At 38.5% G+C, this 23,248-nt stretch carries 29 protein-coding genes, 1 tRNA gene and 1 other RNA gene; 14 read left to right on the top strand and 17 right to left on the bottom strand.

The window, feature by feature from the left end; translation table 11 throughout:
• Positions 1-2: 2 nt before the first annotated feature.
• Entirely contained in the window at positions 3-287 is a 285-nt protein-coding gene (locus V7Q04_RS00315; RefSeq protein WP_333802936.1) for a hypothetical protein, read from the bottom strand.
• Positions 288-371: 84 nt separating this feature from the next.
• Here V7Q04_RS00315 and V7Q04_RS00310 point away from each other — a divergent pair, with 84 nt between their 5' ends.
• The gene (locus tag V7Q04_RS00310; protein ID WP_333802935.1) at positions 372-944 is read left to right on the top strand and encodes a YqiA/YcfP family alpha/beta fold hydrolase; all 573 of its coding nucleotides are present in this window, start codon (positions 372-374) and stop codon (positions 942-944) included.
• Here V7Q04_RS00310 and V7Q04_RS00305 read toward each other — a convergent pair.
• From V7Q04_RS00305 to V7Q04_RS00280, 6 genes are all read right to left on the bottom strand, one after another.
• Positions 907-1,806 (bottom strand): DMT family transporter, encoded by a 900-nt coding sequence (locus V7Q04_RS00305; RefSeq protein ID WP_333802934.1) that lies wholly within the window; start codon positions 1,804-1,806, stop codon positions 907-909. The genes V7Q04_RS00310 and V7Q04_RS00305 overlap by 38 nt on opposite strands.
• A 36-nt stretch (positions 1,807-1,842) precedes the next feature.
• Complete coding sequence (locus tag V7Q04_RS00300) at positions 1,843-2,643, bottom strand: AraC family transcriptional regulator (protein WP_333802933.1); 801 nt, start codon at positions 2,641-2,643, stop codon at positions 1,843-1,845.
• Positions 2,644-2,704: 61 nt separating this feature from the next.
• Entirely contained in the window at positions 2,705-3,118 is a 414-nt protein-coding gene (locus V7Q04_RS00295; protein WP_333802932.1) for a hypothetical protein, read from the bottom strand.
• Positions 3,081-3,449, bottom strand: a complete 369-nt coding sequence (locus V7Q04_RS00290) for a hypothetical protein (RefSeq protein WP_333802931.1) — start codon at positions 3,447-3,449, stop codon at positions 3,081-3,083. The genes V7Q04_RS00295 and V7Q04_RS00290 overlap by 38 nt, the downstream gene beginning before the upstream one ends.
• A 53-nt stretch (positions 3,450-3,502) precedes the next feature.
• A complete protein-coding gene (locus V7Q04_RS00285; protein WP_333802930.1) occupies positions 3,503-3,901 on the bottom strand; it encodes a hypothetical protein in 399 nt (132 codons plus the stop codon).
• Between the two features lie 43 nt (positions 3,902-3,944).
• A complete protein-coding gene (locus tag V7Q04_RS00280; protein WP_333802929.1) occupies positions 3,945-4,442 on the bottom strand; it encodes a DUF6622 family protein in 498 nt (165 codons plus the stop codon).
• Positions 4,443-4,509: 67 nt separating this feature from the next.
• On the opposite strand from V7Q04_RS00280, the gene amrA reads away from it, so the two are divergent.
• The 4 genes from amrA to V7Q04_RS00260 all read left to right on the top strand — a co-directional run bounded on the left by amrA (position 4,510) and on the right by V7Q04_RS00260 (position 7,536).
• On the top strand, positions 4,510-5,052 hold the full coding sequence (gene amrA, locus V7Q04_RS00275; protein WP_333802928.1) for an AmmeMemoRadiSam system protein A: 543 nt from the start codon (positions 4,510-4,512) through the stop codon (positions 5,050-5,052).
• Positions 5,052-6,041: an AmmeMemoRadiSam system radical SAM enzyme gene (gene amrS, locus V7Q04_RS00270; protein WP_333802927.1), complete on the top strand. Its 990-nt coding sequence runs from the start codon at positions 5,052-5,054 to the stop codon at positions 6,039-6,041. The genes amrA and amrS overlap by 1 nt, the downstream gene beginning before the upstream one ends.
• The gene (amrB, locus tag V7Q04_RS00265) at positions 6,034-6,828 is read left to right on the top strand and encodes an AmmeMemoRadiSam system protein B (protein ID WP_333802926.1); all 795 of its coding nucleotides are present in this window, start codon (positions 6,034-6,036) and stop codon (positions 6,826-6,828) included. The genes amrS and amrB overlap by 8 nt, the downstream gene beginning before the upstream one ends.
• Positions 6,829-6,921: 93 nt before the next feature.
• The gene (locus V7Q04_RS00260; RefSeq protein ID WP_333802925.1) at positions 6,922-7,536 is read left to right on the top strand and encodes a class I SAM-dependent methyltransferase; all 615 of its coding nucleotides are present in this window, start codon (positions 6,922-6,924) and stop codon (positions 7,534-7,536) included.
• Between the two features lie 98 nt (positions 7,537-7,634).
• Here V7Q04_RS00260 and V7Q04_RS00255 read toward each other — a convergent pair whose 3' ends face one another.
• From V7Q04_RS00255 to V7Q04_RS00245, 3 genes are all read right to left on the bottom strand, one after another.
• Entirely contained in the window at positions 7,635-8,348 is a 714-nt protein-coding gene (locus V7Q04_RS00255) for a hypothetical protein (protein ID WP_333802924.1), read from the bottom strand.
• On the bottom strand, positions 8,314-9,171 hold the full coding sequence (locus tag V7Q04_RS00250; RefSeq protein WP_333802923.1) for a hypothetical protein: 858 nt from the start codon (positions 9,169-9,171) through the stop codon (positions 8,314-8,316). Before V7Q04_RS00250 ends, V7Q04_RS00255 begins: the two co-directional genes overlap by 35 nt.
• Positions 9,172-9,290: 119 nt before the next feature.
• Entirely contained in the window at positions 9,291-9,857 is a 567-nt protein-coding gene (locus tag V7Q04_RS00245) for a TetR/AcrR family transcriptional regulator (RefSeq protein ID WP_333802922.1), read from the bottom strand.
• A gap of 219 nt (positions 9,858-10,076) precedes the next feature.
• Here V7Q04_RS00245 and V7Q04_RS00240 point away from each other — a divergent pair, with 219 nt between their 5' ends.
• From V7Q04_RS00240 to V7Q04_RS00215, 6 genes are all read left to right on the top strand, one after another.
• Positions 10,077-10,646 carry a cysteine hydrolase family protein gene (locus tag V7Q04_RS00240; protein ID WP_333802921.1) on the top strand — a complete coding sequence of 190 codons (570 nt, stop codon included), beginning with the start codon at positions 10,077-10,079 and terminating at the stop codon, positions 10,644-10,646.
• Entirely contained in the window at positions 10,637-11,173 is a 537-nt protein-coding gene (locus tag V7Q04_RS00235) for a carboxymuconolactone decarboxylase family protein (RefSeq protein WP_333802920.1), read from the top strand. The genes V7Q04_RS00240 and V7Q04_RS00235 overlap by 10 nt, the downstream gene beginning before the upstream one ends.
• A gap of 71 nt (positions 11,174-11,244) precedes the next feature.
• A complete protein-coding gene (locus V7Q04_RS00230) occupies positions 11,245-12,828 on the top strand; it encodes an aspartate:alanine exchanger family transporter (RefSeq protein ID WP_333802919.1) in 1,584 nt (527 codons plus the stop codon).
• Between the two features lies 1 nt (position 12,829).
• Complete coding sequence (locus tag V7Q04_RS00225; protein ID WP_333802918.1) at positions 12,830-13,306, top strand: cysteine permease; 477 nt, start codon at positions 12,830-12,832, stop codon at positions 13,304-13,306.
• A gap of 82 nt (positions 13,307-13,388) precedes the next feature.
• Positions 13,389-14,468: a methyl-accepting chemotaxis protein gene (locus V7Q04_RS00220; RefSeq protein WP_333802917.1), complete on the top strand. Its 1,080-nt coding sequence runs from the start codon at positions 13,389-13,391 to the stop codon at positions 14,466-14,468.
• A gap of 87 nt (positions 14,469-14,555) precedes the next feature.
• A tRNA-Ser gene (locus tag V7Q04_RS00215) sits at positions 14,556-14,643 on the top strand.
• A 25-nt stretch (positions 14,644-14,668) separates the two neighbouring features.
• On the opposite strand, the gene V7Q04_RS00210 is transcribed toward V7Q04_RS00215, so the two are convergent.
• Together V7Q04_RS00210 and V7Q04_RS00205 are read right to left on the bottom strand one after the other, a co-directional pair.
• Complete coding sequence (locus tag V7Q04_RS00210) at positions 14,669-15,301, bottom strand: tetratricopeptide repeat protein (protein ID WP_333802916.1); 633 nt, start codon at positions 15,299-15,301, stop codon at positions 14,669-14,671.
• A gap of 10 nt (positions 15,302-15,311) precedes the next feature.
• On the bottom strand, positions 15,312-15,989 hold the full coding sequence (locus V7Q04_RS00205; protein ID WP_333802915.1) for a hypothetical protein: 678 nt from the start codon (positions 15,987-15,989) through the stop codon (positions 15,312-15,314).
• Positions 15,990-16,213: 224 nt separating this feature from the next.
• Here V7Q04_RS00205 and V7Q04_RS00200 point away from each other — a divergent pair, with 224 nt between their 5' ends.
• Positions 16,214-16,867, top strand: a complete 654-nt coding sequence (locus V7Q04_RS00200) for a GntR family transcriptional regulator (RefSeq protein ID WP_333802914.1) — start codon at positions 16,214-16,216, stop codon at positions 16,865-16,867.
• A gap of 37 nt (positions 16,868-16,904) precedes the next feature.
• On the opposite strand, the gene ttdB is transcribed toward V7Q04_RS00200, so the two are convergent.
• The 3 genes from ttdB to V7Q04_RS00185 are packed head-to-tail and all read right to left on the bottom strand — an operon-like array spanning position 16,905 to position 19,856.
• Positions 16,905-17,519, bottom strand: coding sequence for a L(+)-tartrate dehydratase subunit beta (gene ttdB / locus V7Q04_RS00195; protein ID WP_333802913.1), 615 nt, complete (start codon positions 17,517-17,519; stop codon positions 16,905-16,907).
• Positions 17,516-18,415: a L(+)-tartrate dehydratase subunit alpha gene (ttdA, locus tag V7Q04_RS00190; protein ID WP_333802912.1), complete on the bottom strand. Its 900-nt coding sequence runs from the start codon at positions 18,413-18,415 to the stop codon at positions 17,516-17,518. The genes ttdB and ttdA overlap by 4 nt, the downstream gene beginning before the upstream one ends.
• A 28-nt stretch (positions 18,416-18,443) precedes the next feature.
• Positions 18,444-19,856, bottom strand: a complete 1,413-nt coding sequence (locus V7Q04_RS00185; RefSeq protein WP_333802911.1) for a DASS family sodium-coupled anion symporter — start codon at positions 19,854-19,856, stop codon at positions 18,444-18,446.
• 322 nt (positions 19,857-20,178) lie between these two features.
• On the opposite strand from V7Q04_RS00185, the gene V7Q04_RS00180 reads away from it, so the two are divergent.
• Positions 20,179-21,357, top strand: coding sequence for a multidrug effflux MFS transporter (locus tag V7Q04_RS00180; protein WP_333802910.1), 1,179 nt, complete (start codon positions 20,179-20,181; stop codon positions 21,355-21,357).
• On the opposite strand, the gene mutY is transcribed toward V7Q04_RS00180, so the two are convergent.
• Together mutY and V7Q04_RS00170 are read right to left on the bottom strand one after the other, a co-directional pair.
• A complete protein-coding gene (gene mutY, locus V7Q04_RS00175) occupies positions 21,319-22,299 on the bottom strand; it encodes an A/G-specific adenine glycosylase (protein WP_333802909.1) in 981 nt (326 codons plus the stop codon). The genes V7Q04_RS00180 and mutY overlap by 39 nt on opposite strands.
• The gene (locus tag V7Q04_RS00170) at positions 22,287-22,973 is read right to left on the bottom strand and encodes a uracil-DNA glycosylase (protein WP_333802908.1); all 687 of its coding nucleotides are present in this window, start codon (positions 22,971-22,973) and stop codon (positions 22,287-22,289) included. Before V7Q04_RS00170 ends, mutY begins: the two co-directional genes overlap by 13 nt.
• 161 nt (positions 22,974-23,134) lie before the next feature.
• On the opposite strand from V7Q04_RS00170, the gene ffs reads away from it, so the two are divergent.
• Positions 23,135-23,232: signal recognition particle sRNA small type (ffs, locus tag V7Q04_RS00165), an RNA gene on the top strand.
• Positions 23,233-23,248: the final 16 nt, after the last annotated feature.

Raw genomic sequence — 23,248 nt, 5'->3', positions numbered from 1 at the left:
CGTTATTCACCTTTGGTATAGAAAAAGTCTCCATGCACAGACTCGTTTTTGATCTTTTTAGTCGCACTTGCTTTGAGCGCTTCATAACGTACCGCATCAATTTTGAGTTCGATCATCGCTGTTTCTTTATTGTTTCCACATGCCTCAGTATTGAGAACTTCACACTCTTTTTTAGTCAATCTTTTCTTTAAAAGCAGTGCCAATTCTTCATCGCTTTTGGTTAATACCCGCTTATCACCCATCACCATCTGGATAATTTTTCTAGCTTCCAATTCTTGTAATTTCATGTAGACCCTTTTAGTTATTGCGCGTATTATAGCCTAACGAAACTTTTGCTATACTCACCTTTATTTGTTACATAAAGGTTAACCATGATTATCTACATTCACGGATTTGGCTCTAGTGGAGAGGCAAGCAAAGCAAAAATGCTTCGTGCTTATTGCCAAGAAAATAAAATTCGCTTTATTGCACCATCTTTGCCTACAATTCCCGATCTTGCGATTAAAACACTTAGTGAGCTTATCGAATCTTATCAGGACAATGAGCCTGTATACCTCATGGGTTCATCACTTGGTGGCTATTATTCACTTTATCTTAGTGATAAATACAACCTCAAAGCCGTGCTAATAAACCCAGCAGTCAATGCGTCTGAAACACTCCAAAGAGCACTCGGACATGGGGTGAATTACTATGACAACTCTGCATACGAATGGAATGCATCACATCTGGAAATGCTTGAAAGCTATGAGATTGAAGAACCCAACCTTGAAAATATTTTGCTGCTTTTACAAAAAGGCGATGAAGTCCTTGACTACGAAGAGGCGCTTGATTTTTTAGAGGGTGCAAAGATGGTCGTAGAAGAGGGTGGCAATCACAGCTTTGAAGGGCTTGACCGCCACTTTGAGACTATTCAACGCTTTTTCGGCGTCGCTTTAAAATTGTAATATTATTGAGTATTTTCACCGCATAAAGCGTTAAAAGTGTGCCTATGATGATGAAAAGATCTACTTTTTCATCCAAAAATATGGCACTGAGTATGATCGCCGAAAATGGCACTAGAAAAACGAACGAACTCACTTCGGCTGCACCTAATTTTTCAATTCCTAAAAAATAGATTGTATTGGAAAAGGTGGAGGCAGCCAAGGAAATCAAAAATGTATTAATCCAAAAGATACTATCAAACGACTCAAAAGGTATAGCCTTCACATCCACAAATAAAGCCCAATCCAACACAACCGTGACAATATACATATAAAACGTAAAAACAATCGGTGAAATCTTCGTTGATTTGGAGCTAATAATCGTCAAAACTGCCCAAAAAACAGCTGCCAATAAAAAGTAAAGATTCTGAATGACTAAGATATGGGCTAGATCAAACGTCCAAATATGAAGCATCGTCAAAACACCCACGGCGCCCAGACCAAGTGCAAACATATCTTTGGAGCTCACTTTTTTTGCCCCCATCAGTGCGAGTAAAATAAAGGTCAATATAGGAATCATCGTCGTTACCATCGCCCCACCGAGCGAAGCAGTGCCAAACTTCGTACCAAGATAATAATATTTATTGTAAAAAATCAATGCGACAGCAACAAGTACTACCAAGCCAAAACTTTTTAGGTCTATCTTGAACGAGTGTTTAAGCCATATGATGATGGGAACCATCGTAATCGCCGTAATGCCAAAACGTAAAAAGATCATCTCAAATGCACTAATGTAATGCCCTATAACTTTCACATTGACCCACGAACCACCCCATGCGACCATCGCGAGGAAGAGTAGGAAGAAAAAAAGATTTTTATTGACCATGGTAACTCCTTGGCGCGAATTTTACTCTTTTTACGATTATTTATATAGAATAAAATTGCTTTTTTGAAGCAGTGTTTTGGGAGAATAGCCGTAAATTTTTCGAAAAGAGCGGATAAAATGCGACTGATCGCTAAAGCCTGCATGAAGTCCTGCAAGACTTAAAGGCGCACCCTCTAAAACAAGCTCTTTGGCTTTATGAATACGCTCTGCAATAATGTATTGATGAGGTGTCAAACCCATGTAATCCTTAAAAAGCCTTAAAAAATGGTACTTGCTCACCATCGCTGCTTCGGAGAGATCGTCCAGTGAAATCTCACTCTCTAGATGTTCATGGATATACTCAACCACCATCGACATGGTATTTTTTGCTTTACATGTCAAAGGGTAGGGTGTCGCTAAACGCGTGTAGTGCGTGATCAAGTACGAAAGAGCATCGATGAGTTTAGACTCGCAAAGCATTGTTGCTTCATGCGCATAAACACTGCGAAAAAAAGAGACCAAAAGCTTATATAAGACCTCGTCTTGGATGATGTGTTTTTCAAAAATCGGCATCTTCTTCTCACCATACATCTGCTCATAAAGACTGCTTAAGAGTTCAACGCTAGGGTAAAAGTTAGTGTATTGCCATGCGTGCGAATCTCCACAATGCACTTCACCAGGATTAATCACACGTGTGGAGTATTGGTAAGCGAGGGTTGCTTTATGTTCGTGGATGGACTTGAACATACCATCATGCGTGAGTCCAATGGTGTAGGTGTTATGAAAATGGTTGGTGAATTGACCATTGGAATTGGTGATATTCTCAAAAATAGTATCGTTTAGAAGTGAGGGTTTCATGGTTTTAGTATAACGCAATTTTGAACGTAACAATAGAACAAAATTGCGTTTATAGTTTTAGTTATTGCTGTATTTCACACTGGCGAGCTTGCGCTATACGCAATAAAGGCTCTCGCATCTGGTCACTTTCTTGGTAGTCTTTACTTAAAGCTGGATTATCGCTAATAAGAAGCATGGCTGGTGAAAAAACAGTAATGCCTGTAAATGCCTTTGATTGATTATCCGATTGCATACTTAATACATCTTTTTCAAGCTGCTTAAGATGCTCCCTCGTATTAGCTAAAACAAGCGTTAGCTCTTTACAATCAAGCTTATACTCAGAAGATTCCATATCTCCTGGTAACAATCTCATGGATGGTGGCAAATGACTCATATCAGGCGGTAAATCTCTTGCAGAATGAGCACAACCACTACACAATAAACCAATACATACTAAACTAATTATCTGTAAATTGAATTGCTCGACCCTTACCATCCAAACTCCCCCAACTAAGTGCTGAAATACCCACTGTTCCATAACGCACATAAATAACAGCGTCTGCTCCGAGTTTTGCTGCTTCTTCTTTTAGCTTACTATCCACCATTTCTCTAGTCGGTTCTGGATGAAAAATAGTGGTTTTATTGACCGTCACAGAGAGATCTCCAAGTGAAATATACGGACGATTTGTAATATCACCTTCTGTTAGCTTAACCTGCTCAGGAGTAACCTGCTTTATTTCTCGTACTGCCGTATTGGGGTTTAAAACTTCACTTTGAGACCATGTAGCACACCCTGATAATAAAAGGCTAACTGCAAGACTCCCCATTAAAAACTTGAAAGACATCTCTACTCCTTATTAAAAGTTTTAATACTCTAGAATTAATAGCGTGTAAACTTAACCGCTTGAGCTTTGCCTTCGATGCCACTCCAGCGATTGTACGAAACGCCAACTTTGGTGTAGCGAACATAAATAAGTGCGTCTGCACCTTTTTTCAAAGCTTCTTCTTTGAGTTTAGCTTCAGCATCCGATTGTTTTGGATCTTCACCCCATGGGTTAAGTTTTGTGACACTGACACTTACTTCACCAAGACTGGTATAAGGGCGATCGGTAATGTCTAAATCATACATCAAAACAGTACTAGGCAGAGCAATTTTGACTTCTTTAACAGTAGGGGCTGGCGCTTCAGGTGCTTTTTGGCTCCAAAAGTTATAGTTAAAACTCATGCTACATCCTGAGAAAAGACCGATACACATCGCTATTGTCATCCACTGTTTCATCCATCACTCCTTAAAAATCATACGATAGTCTAGCAAAACTGTATTAATGTTTGACCTGTATGCTCTTGATCTTCCATAAAATGACCATTCGCACCAAAAAAACACCACTCAGTAACCCATAGCAAAGACTTATACTCAAAATAAACCAAGGCTCATAAACGATGTCTAATTGACGGGCAAGTGCCACACCTACAGCAAATTTTAGCCAAAAGATAATCATCATAAGCGCTAACCAAAGCCAACTCCCTTTGATGGCGAAAGCTTTATGTTCTTCCATAAAAACAGCATTGTAAAAAACTCTTATACGAATGCCCAGTGCCAGCACTATCATCATGCCTATACTCCATGCAACAATGCCGATGCTCATACCAAAGGCAGAAACCACCCCATAAATCGAAAAAAGCATCATAATACATGGCAGTATAAATGCCCTAAAATAGGGCACAAGACGATCACGGCTCTGCATCCATCCTAAAATTAATAATACAAAAAAAAGTACATAAACCCACAAAGGTGTGTGCTGTAAAATTGCCATGAACATGAAAACTCCTTTTCCTATAACCTATTAGCCATTTTATCATATAATAAAGCTCTCCAAAGGAGGCGCTATGCTAAACGTGATCCTAGATATTGCTAAAAATGCCATCAAAGATGGTTTTAGTCACACTTCCACGATTGATAAAAAAGCTTTATTGGAGCTCTATCCCGAACTCTCTAAACTCAAAGCAACCTTTGTGACCCTCACACTAGACCGACAGCTTCGCGGATGCATCGGTTCACTCATCGCACATCGCACACTTTTAGATGATCTCATTCATAATGCCCAATCTGCGGCATTTGAAGACCCCAGATTTTATCCGCTCAATCCCGAAGAGTTTTCGCGCATAATCATCGAAGTCTCCCTGCTAAGTGAACCTGAACTTATCACGTATGAAAATAGCGACGATCTCAAAACTAAAGTCACCGTGGGAACAGATGGCATCATCCTTCAAAAAGGAAGTAAAAAGGCGACTTTTTTACCCCAAGTGTGGGAACAACTGCCTACCTTTGAGCTTTTCTTTTCGCACCTGTGTCAAAAAGCAGGGTTGGAGCCTGATTGCTTAGAGAGTCATCCTGACATATGGCATTATAAAGTTGAAAAGGTGAAATAATGGTCTATTTTAAGCCCGAAGGTGCGCGTCTGGTGTGTTTACTCTGTGCGCATTATTGTCATCTCAAAGAGGGGCAAAAAGGCATTTGCGGTGTAAACCAAAGTGTTGATGGCGCCATCAAAAATCTTGTCTATGGCTATCCTGTCGCAATGCACGTTGACCCCGTGGAAAAAAAACCACTCTACCACTTTTTGCCAGATACCAGAGCTTTTTCACTCGGTACGATTGGCTGCAATTTCAAGTGTCCTTTCTGTCAAAACTGGAGTATTTCGCAAGAAAAAACCGTACATTCTAAAGAGTATTTTGAGCCTTGTAACATTGTGGAGATGGCACTCAAATACGAATGTGCCTCCATCGCTTACACCTACAATGAACCGACCATCTTTTACCCCTATGCCAAAGACATAGCCCTTTTAGCCCATGAAAAGGGCATCAAAAATATCTTCGTCACCAATGGTTTTGAATCCAGTGAAGTGATAGATGATATGGTGGGTATCATCGATGCGGCAAATATTGATCTCAAATCGTTCAACCACGACTACTACAAAAAAGAACTAGGTGGTGGACTAGAAGTCATCTTGGAGAACCTTAAACATTTTAAACGAAACGGCATTTGGGTGGAAGTAACCACGCTCATCGTACCTACAAAAAATGACTCAGACACGGAGCTAAACGCCATTGCTTCGTTTATCGCCAAAGAACTGGGCAAAGAGACGCCATGGCATATCAGCGCGTTTCATCCTGATTATCATGAGCAAGGGCTTCCAGCAACCTCTGTGGAAACACTCAAACGTGCCGAAGCCATTGGTCAAAGAGCAGGGCTGAAACACATATATATTGGCAATGTCGGGCTTGAAAATCCAACGAAGTGCGTTACCTGTAACGCTGTTTTAATAGAACGCAAACGATTTGAAGTGATGGAAAACTATCTGGAAGATGGATGCTGTCCACACTGCAAAACCAAACTCGCAGGAGTTTTTGATGAATAAATACCGAAAAAGTGCCGTTGCAGGTATGTTTTACCCCGATATGTGCAGTGAGATTAAACATTACATTGCTCATTTTGATAAAGCAATGCCCGAAGTGAAACTGGATGTTTTACCCCGTGCGCTCATCGTACCTCATGCGGGCTACGTTTACAGTGGCTATACCGCCAATCTTGCTTACCACTTCACCGCATCAATGCGCTCTGACATCGAACGTGTGGTCGTCATGGGTCCTAGCCATCGTATCTATGTTTCAGGTGCTTCAGTAGCCCTTTTTGAAGCCTATCATACGCCATGCGGTGAGATAGAGATAGACCTAAACTATAGCCATGTACTTCAAAAGAAGTTTGCCTTTTTAGACTTTCAACCCTTAGCCCATGAAGAACACTCCACAGAAGTACAGATGCCTTTTATTCGTCAGTATTTTAAACAGGCAAAAGTCGTTGAGATCGTCTATGGTGACATTTCACACAGCGAACTCTCTTTACTTATCGACGAAGTGCTTCACGATGAAAAAACGCTGGTGGTTATTAGTACCGATCTCAGCCATTTTTACACCGAAGAAGAAGCCAACAGACTGGACAATCTCTGCATCGAAGCTATCAAAAACTTAGACCTTCATGCGCTCTCTCATGGCTGTGAAGCTTGTGGACTTACGGGAGTTAAAGCCATGGTACACAGTGCCCTTTCACACAATTTCAAAGCGTATTTTTTAGACTACCGCACCAGTTTTGCACGTACCAAAGATGCCAGTCGCGTTGTGGGATATGCCTCATTTGTAGTAGGTTAAACACGAGCAAAAAGATTGTATTTAGTTTTTGGGGTTAATTTTTTTGCTTAAATGGCTGTGTTATACTCTCTCATCCACTCAAAAAGGTCATTCATGCAACCACCCAAAGACTATTTTCACGAAAAATCAAAAATCTATGAAACAGAACCTGCACGGGTTGACAATGTCACGAACATCGCCGATGCTATTTTGGACAAACTTACATACGATAAAACAAACACACATATTATGGATTTTGGCTCAGGTACAGGGCTTTTGACCGCAAAGATTGCACCCCATGTGAAAAAAGTTACCACCGTCGATGTTTCACCCTCCATGAATGACCAACTCCGCGCTAAACAAGATACATTTCCGTGTGAACTTGCTATGTTAGAACTTGACCTTTCAACAACAGAACTCGATGAGACATTTGATAGCATCATCTCCTCGATGACCATTCATCACGTCGAAGACACACTCGCACTTTTTAAAAAATTTCACCGTATGCTCAACAACGGTGGCACTATCGCTTTGGCAGATTTAGATAAAGAAGATGGCACATTCCACACCGAAGATATGGGCGTTTTTCACTTTGGTTTTGACCAAGAAGCATTTGCCGCACTCGCTCAAAAAGCAGGCTTTGAGGATGTGAACATTGAAATCGTTAGTGTGGCAAAAAAGCCTTATGGGGAGTATCCTATTTTCTTGCTAACAGCGCGTAAATATTAATCTGATAAGAGATTAATAGAGAAATCAAAATACTCTATAATTGCTAACTTTCTGGAATGCAATACAAAATTAAGATTACAAAGAATTAATAAATTTTATTATTTTACTATTTCCAATATAGAATCTCTTATAGAAGAAAAACCACTAAGATCTTCTGCCATATTTTTTATATTTTTTGTAATCGTTGCTCCATCACCAGTTATATCAGCAACAATACCTGTAAAACTTTTGACAGAATGAAGGTATTTCATAATTCCATTTTTTGCACTATCTTTTTTTTCTGGGTGTATTTGTAATTTTGAAACTAAAATATTCGCAAGTTTATCTATATTATTTTCATTTAAATTTAATACAAAAAAACTACTCATCCATTCTTGTCCATTAATTTTTAATTCATTAATGATTTCTTCTCGATCTGCATTAAAACCAATTTCATAAATATCTTTTTCACAATCATTTAAATTATAGCTATGTGTTTCATGACAATGATAACATCCATAACAAGTAGCGATATTGTCTTCTATTTCACTTTCATCAACAGAACCTGCATCTTCTAGCAAACTATGCTGACATTTAAAAACATAATATTTATTTACAAATTCACTTTGCTCTGAAAAAGCCGTTAATAATTGAATAGCTTTATCTTCGCCTATTCCAGAAAAGATATCAATTGCTTTTGCAGATAGTGCAATATTTTTTTGTTTTTTAGAAAGGTTAGCGACATAATTAAGCAATGCAAGATGTAAAATACATTGTAAATCTTCTAATCCATTTTCTTTACAAAAATCGGATAATATCTGCTTTAAACTCATCTGTTTGTTCCCAATTTGCTTTATTCCATATTTTAATCAAATCTGTAGAAAACAACTCTAATCTAATTTTTGATTTATCATGATCTAATCGCATTCTCTCAAGATTGATTTTCTTCTCTTTAACTTGAGTATATAGATCTTCATCTGCAAGGCTATCTTTTGGATTTTGAGCAATTGTATCATAAGTTCTCTTTGAAATTTGATCAATTGCTTTTGTTCGTGTTGGTCTAATTATTCCTTTCTCAACCATCGAATATATAGCATTATCTATATCTAAAATTATAAAATAATCATTAAAATTTATACCTATATTTGAAAAAACTGTTCTCAAATATATTTTTATATCCTCAGCTATTTTTGCACCATCACCTATAGGATCAATTGTTAAAATAAGAAGATTTTTATCTATTAAAAATTTAAGATGCAAAACTTTTCTAAATAAAGCTGTGTTTAATGTTTTTGTTTTTCCATCACTACTTAATTCCCACACTTCTTCTGCAACATAAAAATTTGACAGAATATCAAAGCCTGAAGTAGTAATTGAAATTTCTGCAATTTCAAGACTATTCTGTCCAAGTTTAGAAGGGATATTAGGTGCATAAGATTTATTCTTGAGGTTAGATATTAGAGATGAAATATCAATATTATCTTTTACTTTGTATAATTCGATATATTTTGAACCATTAACATCAGCAATGCGCAATATTTTTTTAAAATCAGATTCCGATATTACATTTTCAAATGCAAGATTAATACCGAGTAATTTTGGTAATCTTGTATAATCAGATTTATTGAGTCTACGTGCAATTTCAATTTTATACATATTCCTTCTCCTGATAATCTAAATTAATTTTAATACACCTGATACCATTTAAAACTTCAAAAAATATTACCATAAATATTGAAAAAAAATCAGATTGACATATATAATATTATTAAATCTTACCGCTTCCCCTCAATATGCTCAATCAACTCTTCGATCACATCGACATAATCTTGTTCATTTCCACTCGCTTTGGCTGCGAGTATGGCACCTTCTATGGTTGAAGTAATAAAAAGAGCTAGTTTTTGGGTATCGCAGGGTTTCATCTCTTTTACTTCGATGGCTTTATCCAAAATGGATTTGATATTAGCACGGAAAGCCCCATAAATGGACTTCATGAGGGTATTGAAATCTTCATCGATGTTGGACATCTCTTGGACAATGTTGGCGATAGGACAGCCTCGCTTGAAGTCCCGTACCGATGTGTCGCGCAAACGTGTGTAAAACTCTTCAAGGAAACCGCTGGTATAGGTCTTTACATAACTGTATTTGTCCATATTTTTTTGAATGATTGTCTCTTGTATGGCAGCAAGTGCCATCTCTTTTTTATTGGCAAAGAAGTGGTACATAGAGCCTTTATGCACACCCGCTTTGGCTAAGATGTCTGTGAGTGCTGCACCTTGGTAGCCGTGTGAAAAGACCTCGTCAAAGGTTGCACGGATAAGCTTGTCACGTGTGGTTTCCATTTAGTTTATTTTCCTTTTATACACTTTATAACACGTTTTCAAAGCAAAGCTTCTCAAACTACGTTAACACTGGGTTTTCTCTAGCAGAGTGCCCGCGCACCCTTGGTGCTTTTATGTGTAATCTAAGCTGATTATACCATACTTTTGTATCACTTGACTAAACGGTCAATTTTAGTTAAAATGGCACTTGACTAAACAGTCAAGTTGTAAGGAGGTTTTATGAAACGAGCTCTCATCGTCATCGATGTCCAAAATGAATACTTTGAAGGTGGTGCGCTACCCATTACGTATCCGCCGAACAGTTTTGAGCATATCAAAACTGCTATTGCTGAAGCGCAAAAAGAGGGTGTAATGATCGTTTTCGTACAACACACATCCCTGAAAGAAGATGCAAAGTCCTTTGCAAAAGGAAGCGCATCATGGGAATTTCACGATGAAATCAAAGCAATTAACCCTGATCTTTATATCGAGAAAAACCATGCAAGCTCTTTTGTAGGAACCGATTTGAACTACAGACTACGAAATCTTGGTGTCGATACGGTTGCCATCATAGGCTACATGACTCAAAATTGCTCTGATGCTACCGCGAGAGATGCTTCACAGCTTGGTTATAACGTCGAGTTTTTGAGCGACGCGAATGGAACATTGGCATTTAAAAATGAAGCAGGAGAAGTAAGTGCGAAAGAGTTACATAGAGCTTTTTTAGTCGCACAAGCGTTTGGATTTAGTCGCGTTTTAACGCTTAATGAATGGATACCATTACTTTCAAAGGAAAACTCATGCCATTAATCAATACAGTCAAACCCGAAAACGCTACAGGCGAGCTCGCTGAACTCTATGGAAAAATAGAAGCAATGCGAGGGCGGGTGAGTAACTCCGCGCAAATTTTCAGTGCAAGTCCTGAGCTTATCAAACAACAAATGAGTTTCATCGAATACTACATGGTAAAACAAAAAAGCCTCTCCATGCCTTTATTAGCAAGCATTCGTATGCTTGTTTCTGATAAAAATAGCTGTAGTTATTGTGTCGATATGAATGCTTCTATACTTATCAATATGCTTGGCTGGACACCTAAAGATGTTGAAGCTATGCGTGCCAATCCGAACGACGCGAAACTTGATGCAAAAGAGAAAGCGATGCTTCTGTTTGTTCTCAAAGCGGTACGCACACCCCATGATGTTGAAGCAAAAGATGTTCAAACACTTCGTGATCTTGGCTATACCGATGGTGAAATACTGGATGCAACCAATCATGGTGCACGTATGTCTGCTATCGACATTATCTTTGATGCATTTAAAATCGAGAAAGATTTTTAGGCATTTGTGCCTTAAAAGTAACGACCAAATTAAGGTATAATTCGTCTAATTCTTTTAAGGCACTATTTTTTATGATAAATAACGAAATTTTTTACCTCTTTGCCATCATTTCAGTTGGCTACATCTTAGGCAATATCAAAGTCAGAGGCTTCTCTCTTGATGTAACGGCTATGCTCATCGTAGCGCTTATTGCAGGGCATTTTGGCATGGTTATCTCTGACGCATTTCAGTACTTTGGACTGGCAATTTTTATCTATGCTGTTGGACTTCAGTCAGGTCCTGGTTTTTTTGACACCATCAAACATGAAGGTCTCAAACTTAACCTTATAGCAACCGCACTTTTAGTACTGCTTTTTGTCATTATTTTTGGATTTGGTTACTTTTTTGACCTTCCTAAAACGATCATCGATGGTATTTTTACAGGAGCACTTACAAGCGTTCCAGCCCTTGCAGCAGCACTTGAGATCAAACATACCGCAACCACTTCGGTTATTTTTGGTCTTGTCTATCCGTTTGGCATCGTAGCAACAGTACTTTTTATTCGCATACTTCCAGTACTTTTTAATGTCGATTTGCAAAAAGAGGTTGAAGATTACGAATCAAGCCAAAAAGCGCGTTTTCCAGACATTCACACCCGAAATTTTCGCATTACCAATGAAAACTTTAGAAATACCGAGATCAAAAAATCCAAAATTGAGAGCATGACATCGACTGTCATCGAGCGTATGACATCAGATGGTCAAGTTGACCATACTACGGAAGATGTTTCTCTGAGCTATGGTGATGTCATCAGAGTTGCAGGAACGGATGAACAACTGGCAAATCTGAGCATTGTTTTGGGTCAAGAGATCGGTGAAGAACACGAATTTCAAGACAATATGGCGGTTTTAAGACTTCTTACAACCAATAAAGAGATTGTCGGTAAAAAAATTGGTATGATCAAAGAGCTAAAATCTCTTCGCGCCGTCATCACCAAAGTACGACGTGCGGGTATCGACATTCCTGCATATCCTGATTTGACATTGCGCCTTGGCGATAAACTTTATGTCGTTGCACCTGAAACTTACACTGAAAAAGTGACAAAACTCATCGGTAATGACCTTTTAAAATACCCAGCCGCAGACTTCTTGCCTATTTCTCTGGGTGTTGTTTTTGGTATTTTACTGGGTAGTATTCCGCTCTATATTCCTGGCGTTGGCGACATTAAATTAAGCTTCGTTGGTGGCATTTTGATTACCGCGTTGGTACTTGGAAGGTTAGGGCGTGTTGGACCTATCGTATGGAACCTTTCACCGCATTCTACCACACTTTTAAAAACACTTGGTCAGCTTATCTTTATTGCAACCCTCGGAACCAATGCAGGAAAATACCTTGTTGAGTCATTGGAAAATAACGGTGTTTTACCTATTGTCCTTGCCCTTGGTGCGCTTATCGTCTCTTTAGGTATTATCACTTTTACATGTCGAAAAATTTTAAAGATGAATTTCCTCGATATCTTAGGTCTGCTCTCAGGTGCTATGACATCAACACCTTCTCTTACGATGGCAAATAATATGACCAAAACAGACTACCCGTCCATCGCTTATGCGGCTGTATATCCTCTTGGATTAGTACTCGTCATTGTTCTGGCACAACTGGGTATGAAGATCATGTAACATGCAGATGGACATTCTGACGCACAATCATTGGCTGAACAATTATGTTTTAAACAAAGAGTTTAGCCTACTTGCGGGGATTTCATCCAATGCATACCGTTATTGGAAAAGTGTCGAAGCCGCAAAGTTTGATGATGCACGCGTTGTTTTTTTGCGTAAAGATACAATCATCCCCAAGTACAAAGAAATTCTCAAACAATGTACTGATCTTACGGGAATGGTACAGTCTCAAGCCTTTTGCAAATACACAGGGCTAGCACCTTCACACCTTATCGAACACAATAACTCCTGTATCTACAAGGCCTTAGAAATCATCGATGTGTGCGATGTCAAGCTAGTCAATCTCAAAAAATTCTACGATGATTTAAAGCTGGACTATAACTACCATATCTACATCGAAAAATGTAAGTATTTTGGTCCTTCACCTTTTGAGAAAAAAATTAGCCTGTCTAATGGTATTTGTGTAGGTTACTATTAATTTTTGATACTCGTTCCTAAAATGTAACGTAAAAGTCACACTTATTGGTTATAATTATTTCAACTTAACCAAAGGAGTAAAAATGTTTGGCGGACGACGTATAGCAGAATTAGAAAATGAAAATCAGGCACTTAAGAACGAACTTCAAACCCTAAAAAACGAAGTTATACAATGTGAACAATCCCATCAAAAAACTTTAGAAGAACAAAATAATGTGACACCTATCAATCAAACAAAAGAAGAACTTTTAACGATCCTGCTGGGAAGCTATGAAGATGGTATGAACTTTCTCCAAAATACGATTGAAGAGAGTTTGACAATGCTCAATGAAATCAACACACTCAACGATGCTTCACTAAAAGGTGGCGAAAATATTGAAGTGCAAACAAAAGACATCTCCAAATCTCTCGAAAAAGTGCAGGAACTCACACAAAAATTTACACACGATGTTGAAAACCTCTCAAATAGCGTTTCAGCTATCAGTGACATCATCAACCTTATCAAAGATATCTCAGACCAAACCAACCTTCTAGCGCTCAATGCGGCTATCGAAGCTGCACGTGCAGGAGAGCATGGACGAGGTTTTGCTGTTGTGGCCGATGAAGTACGAAAACTGGCGGAACGAACTCAAAAAGCGACTTTAGAAGTTGAGTCAAATATCAGTATATTAAAACAAAACACCAATTCTATGGCAGATACCAGTGAAACATTCCAAAACGAATCACACACCTCTATGAAAGTACTCGAAGAATTTAGCATTGAAATTACAACCATGCTTCAAAATTCCCAAAATATCACCAACAAATGTGACAATGTCACCAATGAAATTTCTGTCAGTAATGGTAAAATAGATCACATCTTACTCAAACTCCAAGGCTACAATGCCGCACTTTCACAGAAAAAAGTTGATATTTTGGGTCACACTGCGTGCCGCTTTGGTAAATGGTTTGGAAGCATTAGCTCTAAACTCAATAATGCAACCATACAAGAGGTCAACAACCATCATATCAGTGTTCATGATGGCTTGAAAAAAGCAATTGAAGCATTTGCCACACATGCGGACTCAAGGGAAGGCATCGAAATATTTCGTACCGTTGAGAAGTCAAGTAAAATTGGCTTTGAAAAACTCATTGAAGCCTTCAAAAGTATTCGTAAATCATAATTACACGATTAATGGCATTTCATCGATAAAATGCCATTAATCCTCAAATAAGCACAAAATCGTTATACTTCCAATCCTATCCAAAATGGGCAGATGGGAGAGTGGTTTAATCCAGTCGCCTGGAACGCGGCCGTGGGGCAACTCACCGGGGGTTCGAATCCCCCTCTGCCCGCCATTTTTTTAACCTCTATTCCAACTCTTTATTGCATCTCGCTTCTAAGTTTTCCATAGTTTTTACATGCAACCGAGAGATTTTGCTCACAAGCTTTCTTAAAAAGTTCAAGTGCTTGTTCTTGGCTTTGAATAACACCTTGGCCATCGCGGTACATAACACCTAAGTTGAAACACCCTTTTTCGTACTCTTCATCACACGCTTGTTTAAAAAGTTTTGCTGCTTTAATGTAGTCTTTTTGCACACCTTGCGCTTTATAGTACATAATACCAAGGTTATAACACCCTCTTATATGCCCTTTTTCACAGGTTTGATTGAAAAGTATAAAAGCCTTCATACTATCTTTAGCAACACCTTCACCTTTGTCATACATCATGCCAAGGTTGTAACAACTTCCCATAAAGCCACCATCACATGCTTTTGTAAAAAGTTCCACTGCTTTTTGATCGTCTTTATAAACACCAAGTCCTTCATCATACATATTGGCAAGGTTATAGCATGCCTCAGCATTTCCACTCTCGCATGAACTTTGAAAAAATTGTACAGCACTACCATAGTCATTTTTCTCATAGGCCGATAGTCCGTCCATAAGATCGTCTGCATACGATACGTGTGTACCAACAAGTGCCATAACACATAAGAGTTGTAAAAATAATTTCATTCAAAACTCCTTATTTATACTTGCCATTGTAGGCAACTTCATTAAATAGCAACTCTTCAATCAGTTCAGGAAATAACCGAATGGTTAAAAAAAGTGCTACATTTTTAGCAATCGAAAGTGGATTGTTGGCATTTGAAATAGACTCTGCTAAAAATTCTTGATCTGCTTTACTAAAACGCTTAATGGAATAGATAAAATCTTTCACATTTTCTTTTGAACTCGAATCCGTGGCACTCGCTTTATAATCATCCTGTAGTTTTTCAAAATTCCATACGGTTGTTGAAAACAACGTCCCAATACTTTTATTGGCAAGAAACTCTTTAAAAGCCACTTTGACATCAAAATCAATGATAAGGCTTGGCTTTTCTTCTCCAATAAAATAGATATTTTCTTTTGCTATTGTCCCGCCATATACATTTTTATCTTTGAATGTATGCGCTATAAAAACAACTTTTTTATTAATTCGTGCAGAGACAACATCACCACTTTGCATTTTTTTCCATGAAAGTTCTTGGTACATTTTAGAATCATTGATACTTTTTAAAACTTCTTTCTTAATGACGTTTTTAACTTCAGTATCAATAGTTTGAGTCCCCTGTTCCTGAGTTATTTTTTTTTCTTCTTCTTTGCTTGTACAACCCGTGAGAATGAGTAACGCCATCGCAAACATCATCATATTTCGTAGCATAACACTGCTCCTTTTTTAGGTATAACTTCATTGATATACTCATTGTATAACGGTAAGACTTAAACCATTAAAAACTTAGATGTTTAGATAAATACAAAAAATTCATATGTAAAGAAAACTTGTAACGTCTTCCAGCACTCTAATACCCATAGAATCAATCACTTTCTTGAAAAGATAGCCTTGTCATGCTATACTAAATAAAACAGTCTATTAAAGAGTATCTTATGATCAATCTTAGAAAAATACAAATGTTACCAGCTCGTGAACAAGTAGCGTCTATTTTACGCTCTTCAATTCTCTCAGGTGGCATCAGCAAAGGTCAATCGATCACACTTGATAGCATCGGCGAACAAGTGGGTATGTCTCGTACACCCGTACGTGAAGCATTTCAAATTCTTGCCAATGAAGGGCTGATAGAACTTCGTCAAAATCGTTGTGCCATCGTTAAAGGCATCTCCGAAGAAGCCATCAAAGACCACTATGAAATGCGCATTTTACTTGAAACCGAAGCATTAAGACGTGCGTGTCTCCACATGAATGATGAGACACTTAAAGCAATTCAAAAAGTGAATGAACAAGGAAGACGTGCGAAAGAAAGTAGCGATACCGAAGCCTATAACCTTGCAAACCAAGCATTTCATATGACCATTTGGGAAGCAGCCGATAGTGAAAAACTAAAATCTTTTCTTGCTTTATTATGGAATGGTCTATCTATGAATCACCTTGTAACGGCACAAGAATATGCAGCTACCTCATTAACAGAACATGACAAAATTGTTGAGAAATTAGAGAAAAAAGATTATGAGGGAGCCTGCGAGGCTATGCGTCAACATATTATACGTAGTATGAACAGCACACTAAAAAACTGCAAAAACTAAATAAAAGGACACCCACAAAAGTGTCCTTTTATAAGAGTTAACTCTTTGCGATCATTGAAACAATATGTTTTGCTGTCTCATTTAGCGCTTTTTCTTTACGTTCATTAAACGTTATTTTGTTGGTTTCAAACAGGTTATTTCCCTCGGTATCGATAGAAATAATTAAGGGTCCAAACTCTTTGACTTTAAGTATCCAAAAGGCTTCTGGCATACCAAACTCTGGCCACTCTTTACCTTCAATTTTTTCTACCTCTTCAGCAGCTACCACGCCACAACCACCAGGGAAGACCGCGTGAACGGCAGTACTTTCTTTGCATCCTTCTGCTGTTTTAGCCCCCATACCACCTTTGCCAATTACCAGCTTAACACCGGTTTTTGCTAAAAATTCTTTTTCATAACGCTCCATACGCATACTCGTAGTCGGTCCAATGGAAACCATCTCCCACCCACCATCAACGTCTTTAACAATAGGTCCTGCATGAAAAATAGCAATGCGATCCATCGGTAATTTTGGCATAATTCCCTCAGCAATAATACGTCTGTGCCCTTCATCTCTACACGTAACCAATGTTCCACTTAAATAAACGATATCGCCAACTTTCAGCGACTTGATATCTTCATCCGAAATTGGGGTTGTCAAAATCTTTTTCATAGAGTAACTCCTTTGTGCGAAACAATTTCATAATTCATATGTTCATCAAAACGAATAATGCCATGGCGATTTGCCCAGCAACCAATGGTCACCCCCACACCTAAAACTGAAGGGTGATGTGCCATGCCCTCGACATGAACTGCCATAACACTGTTTTTACCCGAAATACCTTGTGGTCCAAGACCGATGTCATTGAGACCTTTTTCAATGGTTCTTTCCATTTCTGCTGCTTTTGGATGAGGATTGGACGAGCCAACCGGTCGAAGCATCGCTTTTTTAGACAGTAGAGCAGATGAATTAGAACACGTTCCAATACCGATGCCTACAATAAGAGGAGGGCATGCATTGATACCCCAGTTTACGACCGTATCAAAAACAAATTGCATTGCACCCTCATAACCCGCAAGTGGAGGTAAAACAATGGAGCGACCTGGAAGTGAACAACCACCACCTGCTTGATAGACCTCTATCTCAACATTGGTACTATCATCAACGATGTCCCACGTGATGTAAGGTACATCGGTTCCAACATTGGTTCCAGTATTGACTTCATCAAAAACTTCAACGGCATTCAAACGCAGTGGAGCACTTTTGGTGGTAAGAATCGTAGCCTCTTTTAAAATCTCTCGCAATTGTCCCAAATAGGGAAATTTAGCACCTGTGCGCACAAAATATTGGATGACTCCCGTATCTTGGCACGTTGGGCGACTTAGCTTTTTAGCTTTATCCATATTTTCAAACATAACATCGTAAATGGCTTTTGCCAAAGGTTGCTCTTCTTTAGCTCGAAGCTCTGTAAGCTTTGCCATCACATCATCGGGAAGTTCTTTGGAGACCATATCCCCAAATTTTCCCAAAGTTTGAATCATCATCTCTTTTTTATCGAGTACAAACATTGTTCTATCCTTTATATTTAAATAGTATTTAGAGAAAAATCAAAACGCCTATTAAAAGTACGGCTATAAAAATAGCTGCAAAAACAGCCCCTAGTGCCCACCATCTACCCTGAGAAATATACCCAGCACCATACCAAATAGGAGAAGGTCCTGTTCCATAAGGGGTAATAATTCCCATTAAGCCAATGGTGCTGGTCAATAAAATCATAAAGGTCATCAACTGCTCAGGCGCAATAAGTTTTGCCGCAATCACAATAAAAATAGGCAACAAAGCTGTCGTATGTGCCGTTAAGCTAGCAAAAAAGTAGTGCAATAAGAAGAAAAGCACTATCATTGCCAGCATGAGCATTGTTGGGCTTAGTCCAGAGAGGTAAGCTTCTGTACTTTTACCCATCCATCCCAAAATACCGACGTCTTTAAGCCCTGAAGCAAGCGCCACAAGTGTTGCAAACCATACCAAAATATTCCACGCTGGCTTATTACCAATGACATCATCCCAAGAGACAACATTGGTTAAGACCATAAGCACCGTAATAGAAATCGCAGCCATTGTTGCATCCACATTGAGTTCTTTACCAAAAACCCAAAGGATGAGTGCAAGAAAAGCAAACGATCCCATTAAAATTTCTTTAAAAGAAATGCGACCCATCTTTTTTAGCTCATCTCTTGCCCATGCAGGTGCTTCAGGGGATTGTTTTTGAGTGGGTGGATAAATCCAATAAACCAAAAGTGGCGTTACAAGAAAAAGTGGTAACATGAGTGGTACCATAACTTTTGCCCATGCACCCCAAGTTATAGAGATGTTTGCTCCTTTTGCAATGAGATCAATAGCAAGAAGGTTGGGTGCAAGTGCTGTTAGAAACATCGAACTGGTTACACAGGTGGCAGTCATGGCTATCCATGTAATATATGCACCCATTTTACGAGGTTCATTCTCAGGTGTCGAATTGAAAATAATGGGGATGTTAATCGCAATAGGGAAAATCGTTCCTCCACCTCTTGCTGTGTTGGAAGGCATAAAAGGGGCAAGCACAAGATCTGCAAAGGCTACTGCATAACCAAGCCCGAGCGAACTTTTACCCATATAACGAATCATAATAAGCGATATTCTCTTTCCTAGCCCTGTTTTTTGGTAACCCATTGCAAACATAAAGGCTGCAAAAATCAACCAAATCGTCGAGTTTGAAAAACCTGAAAGTGCCCATTGAACATTGGCAGAAGGCGTTTTGCCAGCAAGCCCAGCTAAAGCTATCAGCGAAACACCTATTAACCCCACTAACGCTGTAGGAACAGGCTCAATGACAAGCCCAACGATGACCGCCAAGAAAATAGCCATATAGTGCCATGCCCCAAGAGTTAAACCCGAAGGAACAGGGGAAAACCAGGCCATACATAAAACCAAAACTGGGATCAGCATTAAAACTGATTTTTTCGACATCATGAAACCTCCCTTGTGATAAATTTACAACTATATTTCAATGCTATAAAGATAGAAAAATGAAATCTATCATTAAAAACCACCTCTATTTTTAATTTTAGATTAGCAAGATGGACATTTTGCAAAAGGCTTCTTAATATGTGATATTTTATCACATATTACAGATTGATAAATTCTAGGTCAAAATCACTTAAAAATATATTAATGTACAAACTTGAAAAGAATTTGCTTAGATGATCTACCCATAATTCCATATCTATTAACAGAGGATTTAAACTATTAATCTATAATGACATTAAAATTCTCCATGAAAGAATCTCAATTGATGTCTAAATCCCTCACAGAGCGCCAAATTGTTTTAACGCTCGCATCCTTATCGGCGATAACGCCTCTGGCGATTGATATGTATTTACCTTCATTCCCAGCAATTGCTACGGATCTTCAAACCTCTATACCCAATGTCGAATTTAGCTTAAGCCTTTACTTCTTTGGTATGGCATTAGGGCAACTTTTTGGAGGGCCAATTTCAGATGCATACGGTAGACGTCCGATGGTTATTATTGGATTGATACTTTTTGGATTGAGCAGTTTTTTCATCTCAATTACACATCAAATAGAAACTTTTTGGATTCTTCGTGCACTTCAATCTTTTGGAGGAGGCATCGCTACTGTCAATGTTTCAGCCACGGTTAAAGACATGTTCAGTGGCAAAGAGAGTGCGCGTATCTTTTCGCTTATCGCTATGGTTATGCTTATGGCACCGCTTCTTGCACCAACACTTGGATCGTTTGTTCTCAAATTCTTTGAATGGGAAATGATCTTTTTATTTTTAGGGTTTTACACTCTTTTTGCATTAGCTTTTTATCTTTTTCGTTTTCCTTCCGTTAAACAAGAACGCTCCAAAATAACGCCCATACAAAACTATAAAACCGTTTTAAGCCACAAACTTGCAATGCTTTTTATCATTTCTCAAATTCTCTGCACCTCTGGTATGTACACGTTTATTACCTCTTCATCATTCATCTATATGGAGCACTTTAATGTAAGTCCAAGTAAATTTGCACTCTTTTTTGGTGCTAGTGTCTTGATGATGATGTTTTTTGGACGACTTAATGCATGGATTGTCAAAGGGAAAGAGCCTCTAACACTACTTCGAATTGGTGTGAGTGCACAAGCTATTTTTGGTATTTTGCTCTTTGTATTTCAAAACAGCAATGTTTATGTACTTTTCCCTTTAATCGGACTTTATATAGGAATGCTTGGATTTATTTTTTCCAATTCTATTTCATTGACACTGGAATTTTTTCCAACCATTAGTGCTTCTGCCAATGCTATCATTGGTGTTTTGCAGTACAGCGTAGGTGCGCTTATGGGATTTGTTGCCAGTTTTTTACACGATGGCACACTTTTCCCTATAACGGGTGTTATGATGACAGTCAGTCTATGTGGTGCAGTACTTTTACTCTTAGGAAGTAAGGGCTACATTCCTCATCATGGTAGGTAGAGCTAAGATTTTTTTATCAACGGTGGAGAGTGCTAGTTTTGCAATCTGTTCATTTGTAAAATAGCCATCTACCTTTGCATGTAAATCTTCACACGTTATGATTATAGCTTCCAATTCAAGTTTAAAATGACTATAGGTATGACTTACTTTTCCTAAACTCTTCGCATGCTTAGGACACTCTTCACTTTGTATAAATCCCCAAAGACCATGAAGCAGTCGCTCTGTGCGCTGGATAAGCCCTAATTTTCCCTCTTTCTCAATGATAAGAGCAAAGCGTTTTTTAGTAGGAATTTTCGCTTTTTTAAGTGGCATAGGATAGTTTTGTGGTGCACTTTTGCCTTTACAGGAAAACGCAAGCGGACACGCCAAACAGTTTGGATTTTTAGGCGTACATAAAGTAGCACCAATATCCATCATCGCTTGATTGTGTTCATACGGATGTTTTTCATTTAAAAGTTCCCACGCTTTTTCCCACAAAACATTCTCTATCTTTACATGTAATGCAAAATAACGGCACAAAATGCGCTTAACATTGGCATCTAAAATGGGAAGTGCTTGATGATGGGCAAAAGCACAAATAGCATTTGCTGTACTTTTGCCAATACCTTTAAGCCCACTCAGCGCTTCAGGAGTTTTAGGCAAAACACCCTCACATGTAATGGCAGTGTGGTGAAGATTTTTAGCCCTTGTGTAGTAGCCTAAACCTTCCCACATCTTTAAAATATCATCAAGTGGAGCCTCCGCCACACTTTGAAGTGTAGGAAATCGTTCTAAAAAAGGGAAATAAAAACGTTCTTGTACGGTTTTTACTTGTGTTTGTTGGAGCATGATCTCGCTGAGGTATATTTTATACGCATCATCACTCTGTCTCCATGGAAGATCATGCCTTCCATTCTTTTGATACCACGTGTAAATCGCCTCTTTTACATTCAAATCAAACACCAATTAATAGGCTTTTTGCCATGAGATATAAGGTATTCGTTGCTCTTTGAAAATGGTTTAGAACCAAAAAATCCACGGTATGAAGAGAGAGGAGAAGGGTGAGGAGCTCGTAAAATGAGATGTTTTTTACTATCAATAAGTGATGCTTTTGCCCCTGCTGGAGCACCCCAAAGAATGAATACTAAATGCTCTTTTTGAGTACTTAATGTTTTAATCACCGCGTCTGTAAAATTTTCCCACCCTTGACCACGATGAGAATTGGCTTCGCTAGCACGCACCGTTAAAACCGTGTTAAGCAAAAAAATGCCCTGTTTTGCCCATGCCGTTAGATTACCACTTTGAGGAATAGTATAACCCAAATCATCGCGTAACTCTTTGAAAATATTTTGTAGGGAAGGGGGATGCTGTATGCCATCTTGAACAGAAAAAGAGAGTCCATGTGCTTGATTGGCTCCATGGTATGGGTCTTGCCCCAAAATGACCACTTTAACGTTATCAAAGGGGGTATTATCAAATGCTGCAAAGATATTGGTACTACTTGGGTAAACTGTATGTGATTTTTTTTCTTCGATTAAAAAACTTTTTAAGCTCTCAAAATAGGGCTTTTGAAACTCATCCAATAAAACATTTTTCCAACTCTCTTCAATTTTTGGATCAACCATGAATATCCTCATTATCTATATTCTTGTCTTTCAAGTAAAGCTTAAAAGAGTGTGCTAACCACTAGGGCACAAAATAAGAGCTAAAAGCTCGACGTTTCTATAAAAAGCTTGCCACCAAAGAGACAGAATAATTCTTTTGTTTAAGAATTTTTGGGTAAAATACGCTTCGCCTTCTTCTAGACCTGTGCAATGTCTTTTAAGAGTAACGCTTCAGGGTGGGAACACAGCAGAGCGCTTTTTTTAGGTGTGTGCCGCAGTCATCTGGAAGAGGGTTTTTTACATTAAAC

The organism is Sulfurospirillum sp. (genome assembly GCF_036802865.1).
GTDB lineage: Bacteria > Campylobacterota > Campylobacteria > Campylobacterales > Sulfurospirillaceae > Sulfurospirillum.
Note: the sequence above shows the minus strand (reverse complement) of the source record. Positions and strands in the feature narration are given on the sequence as shown.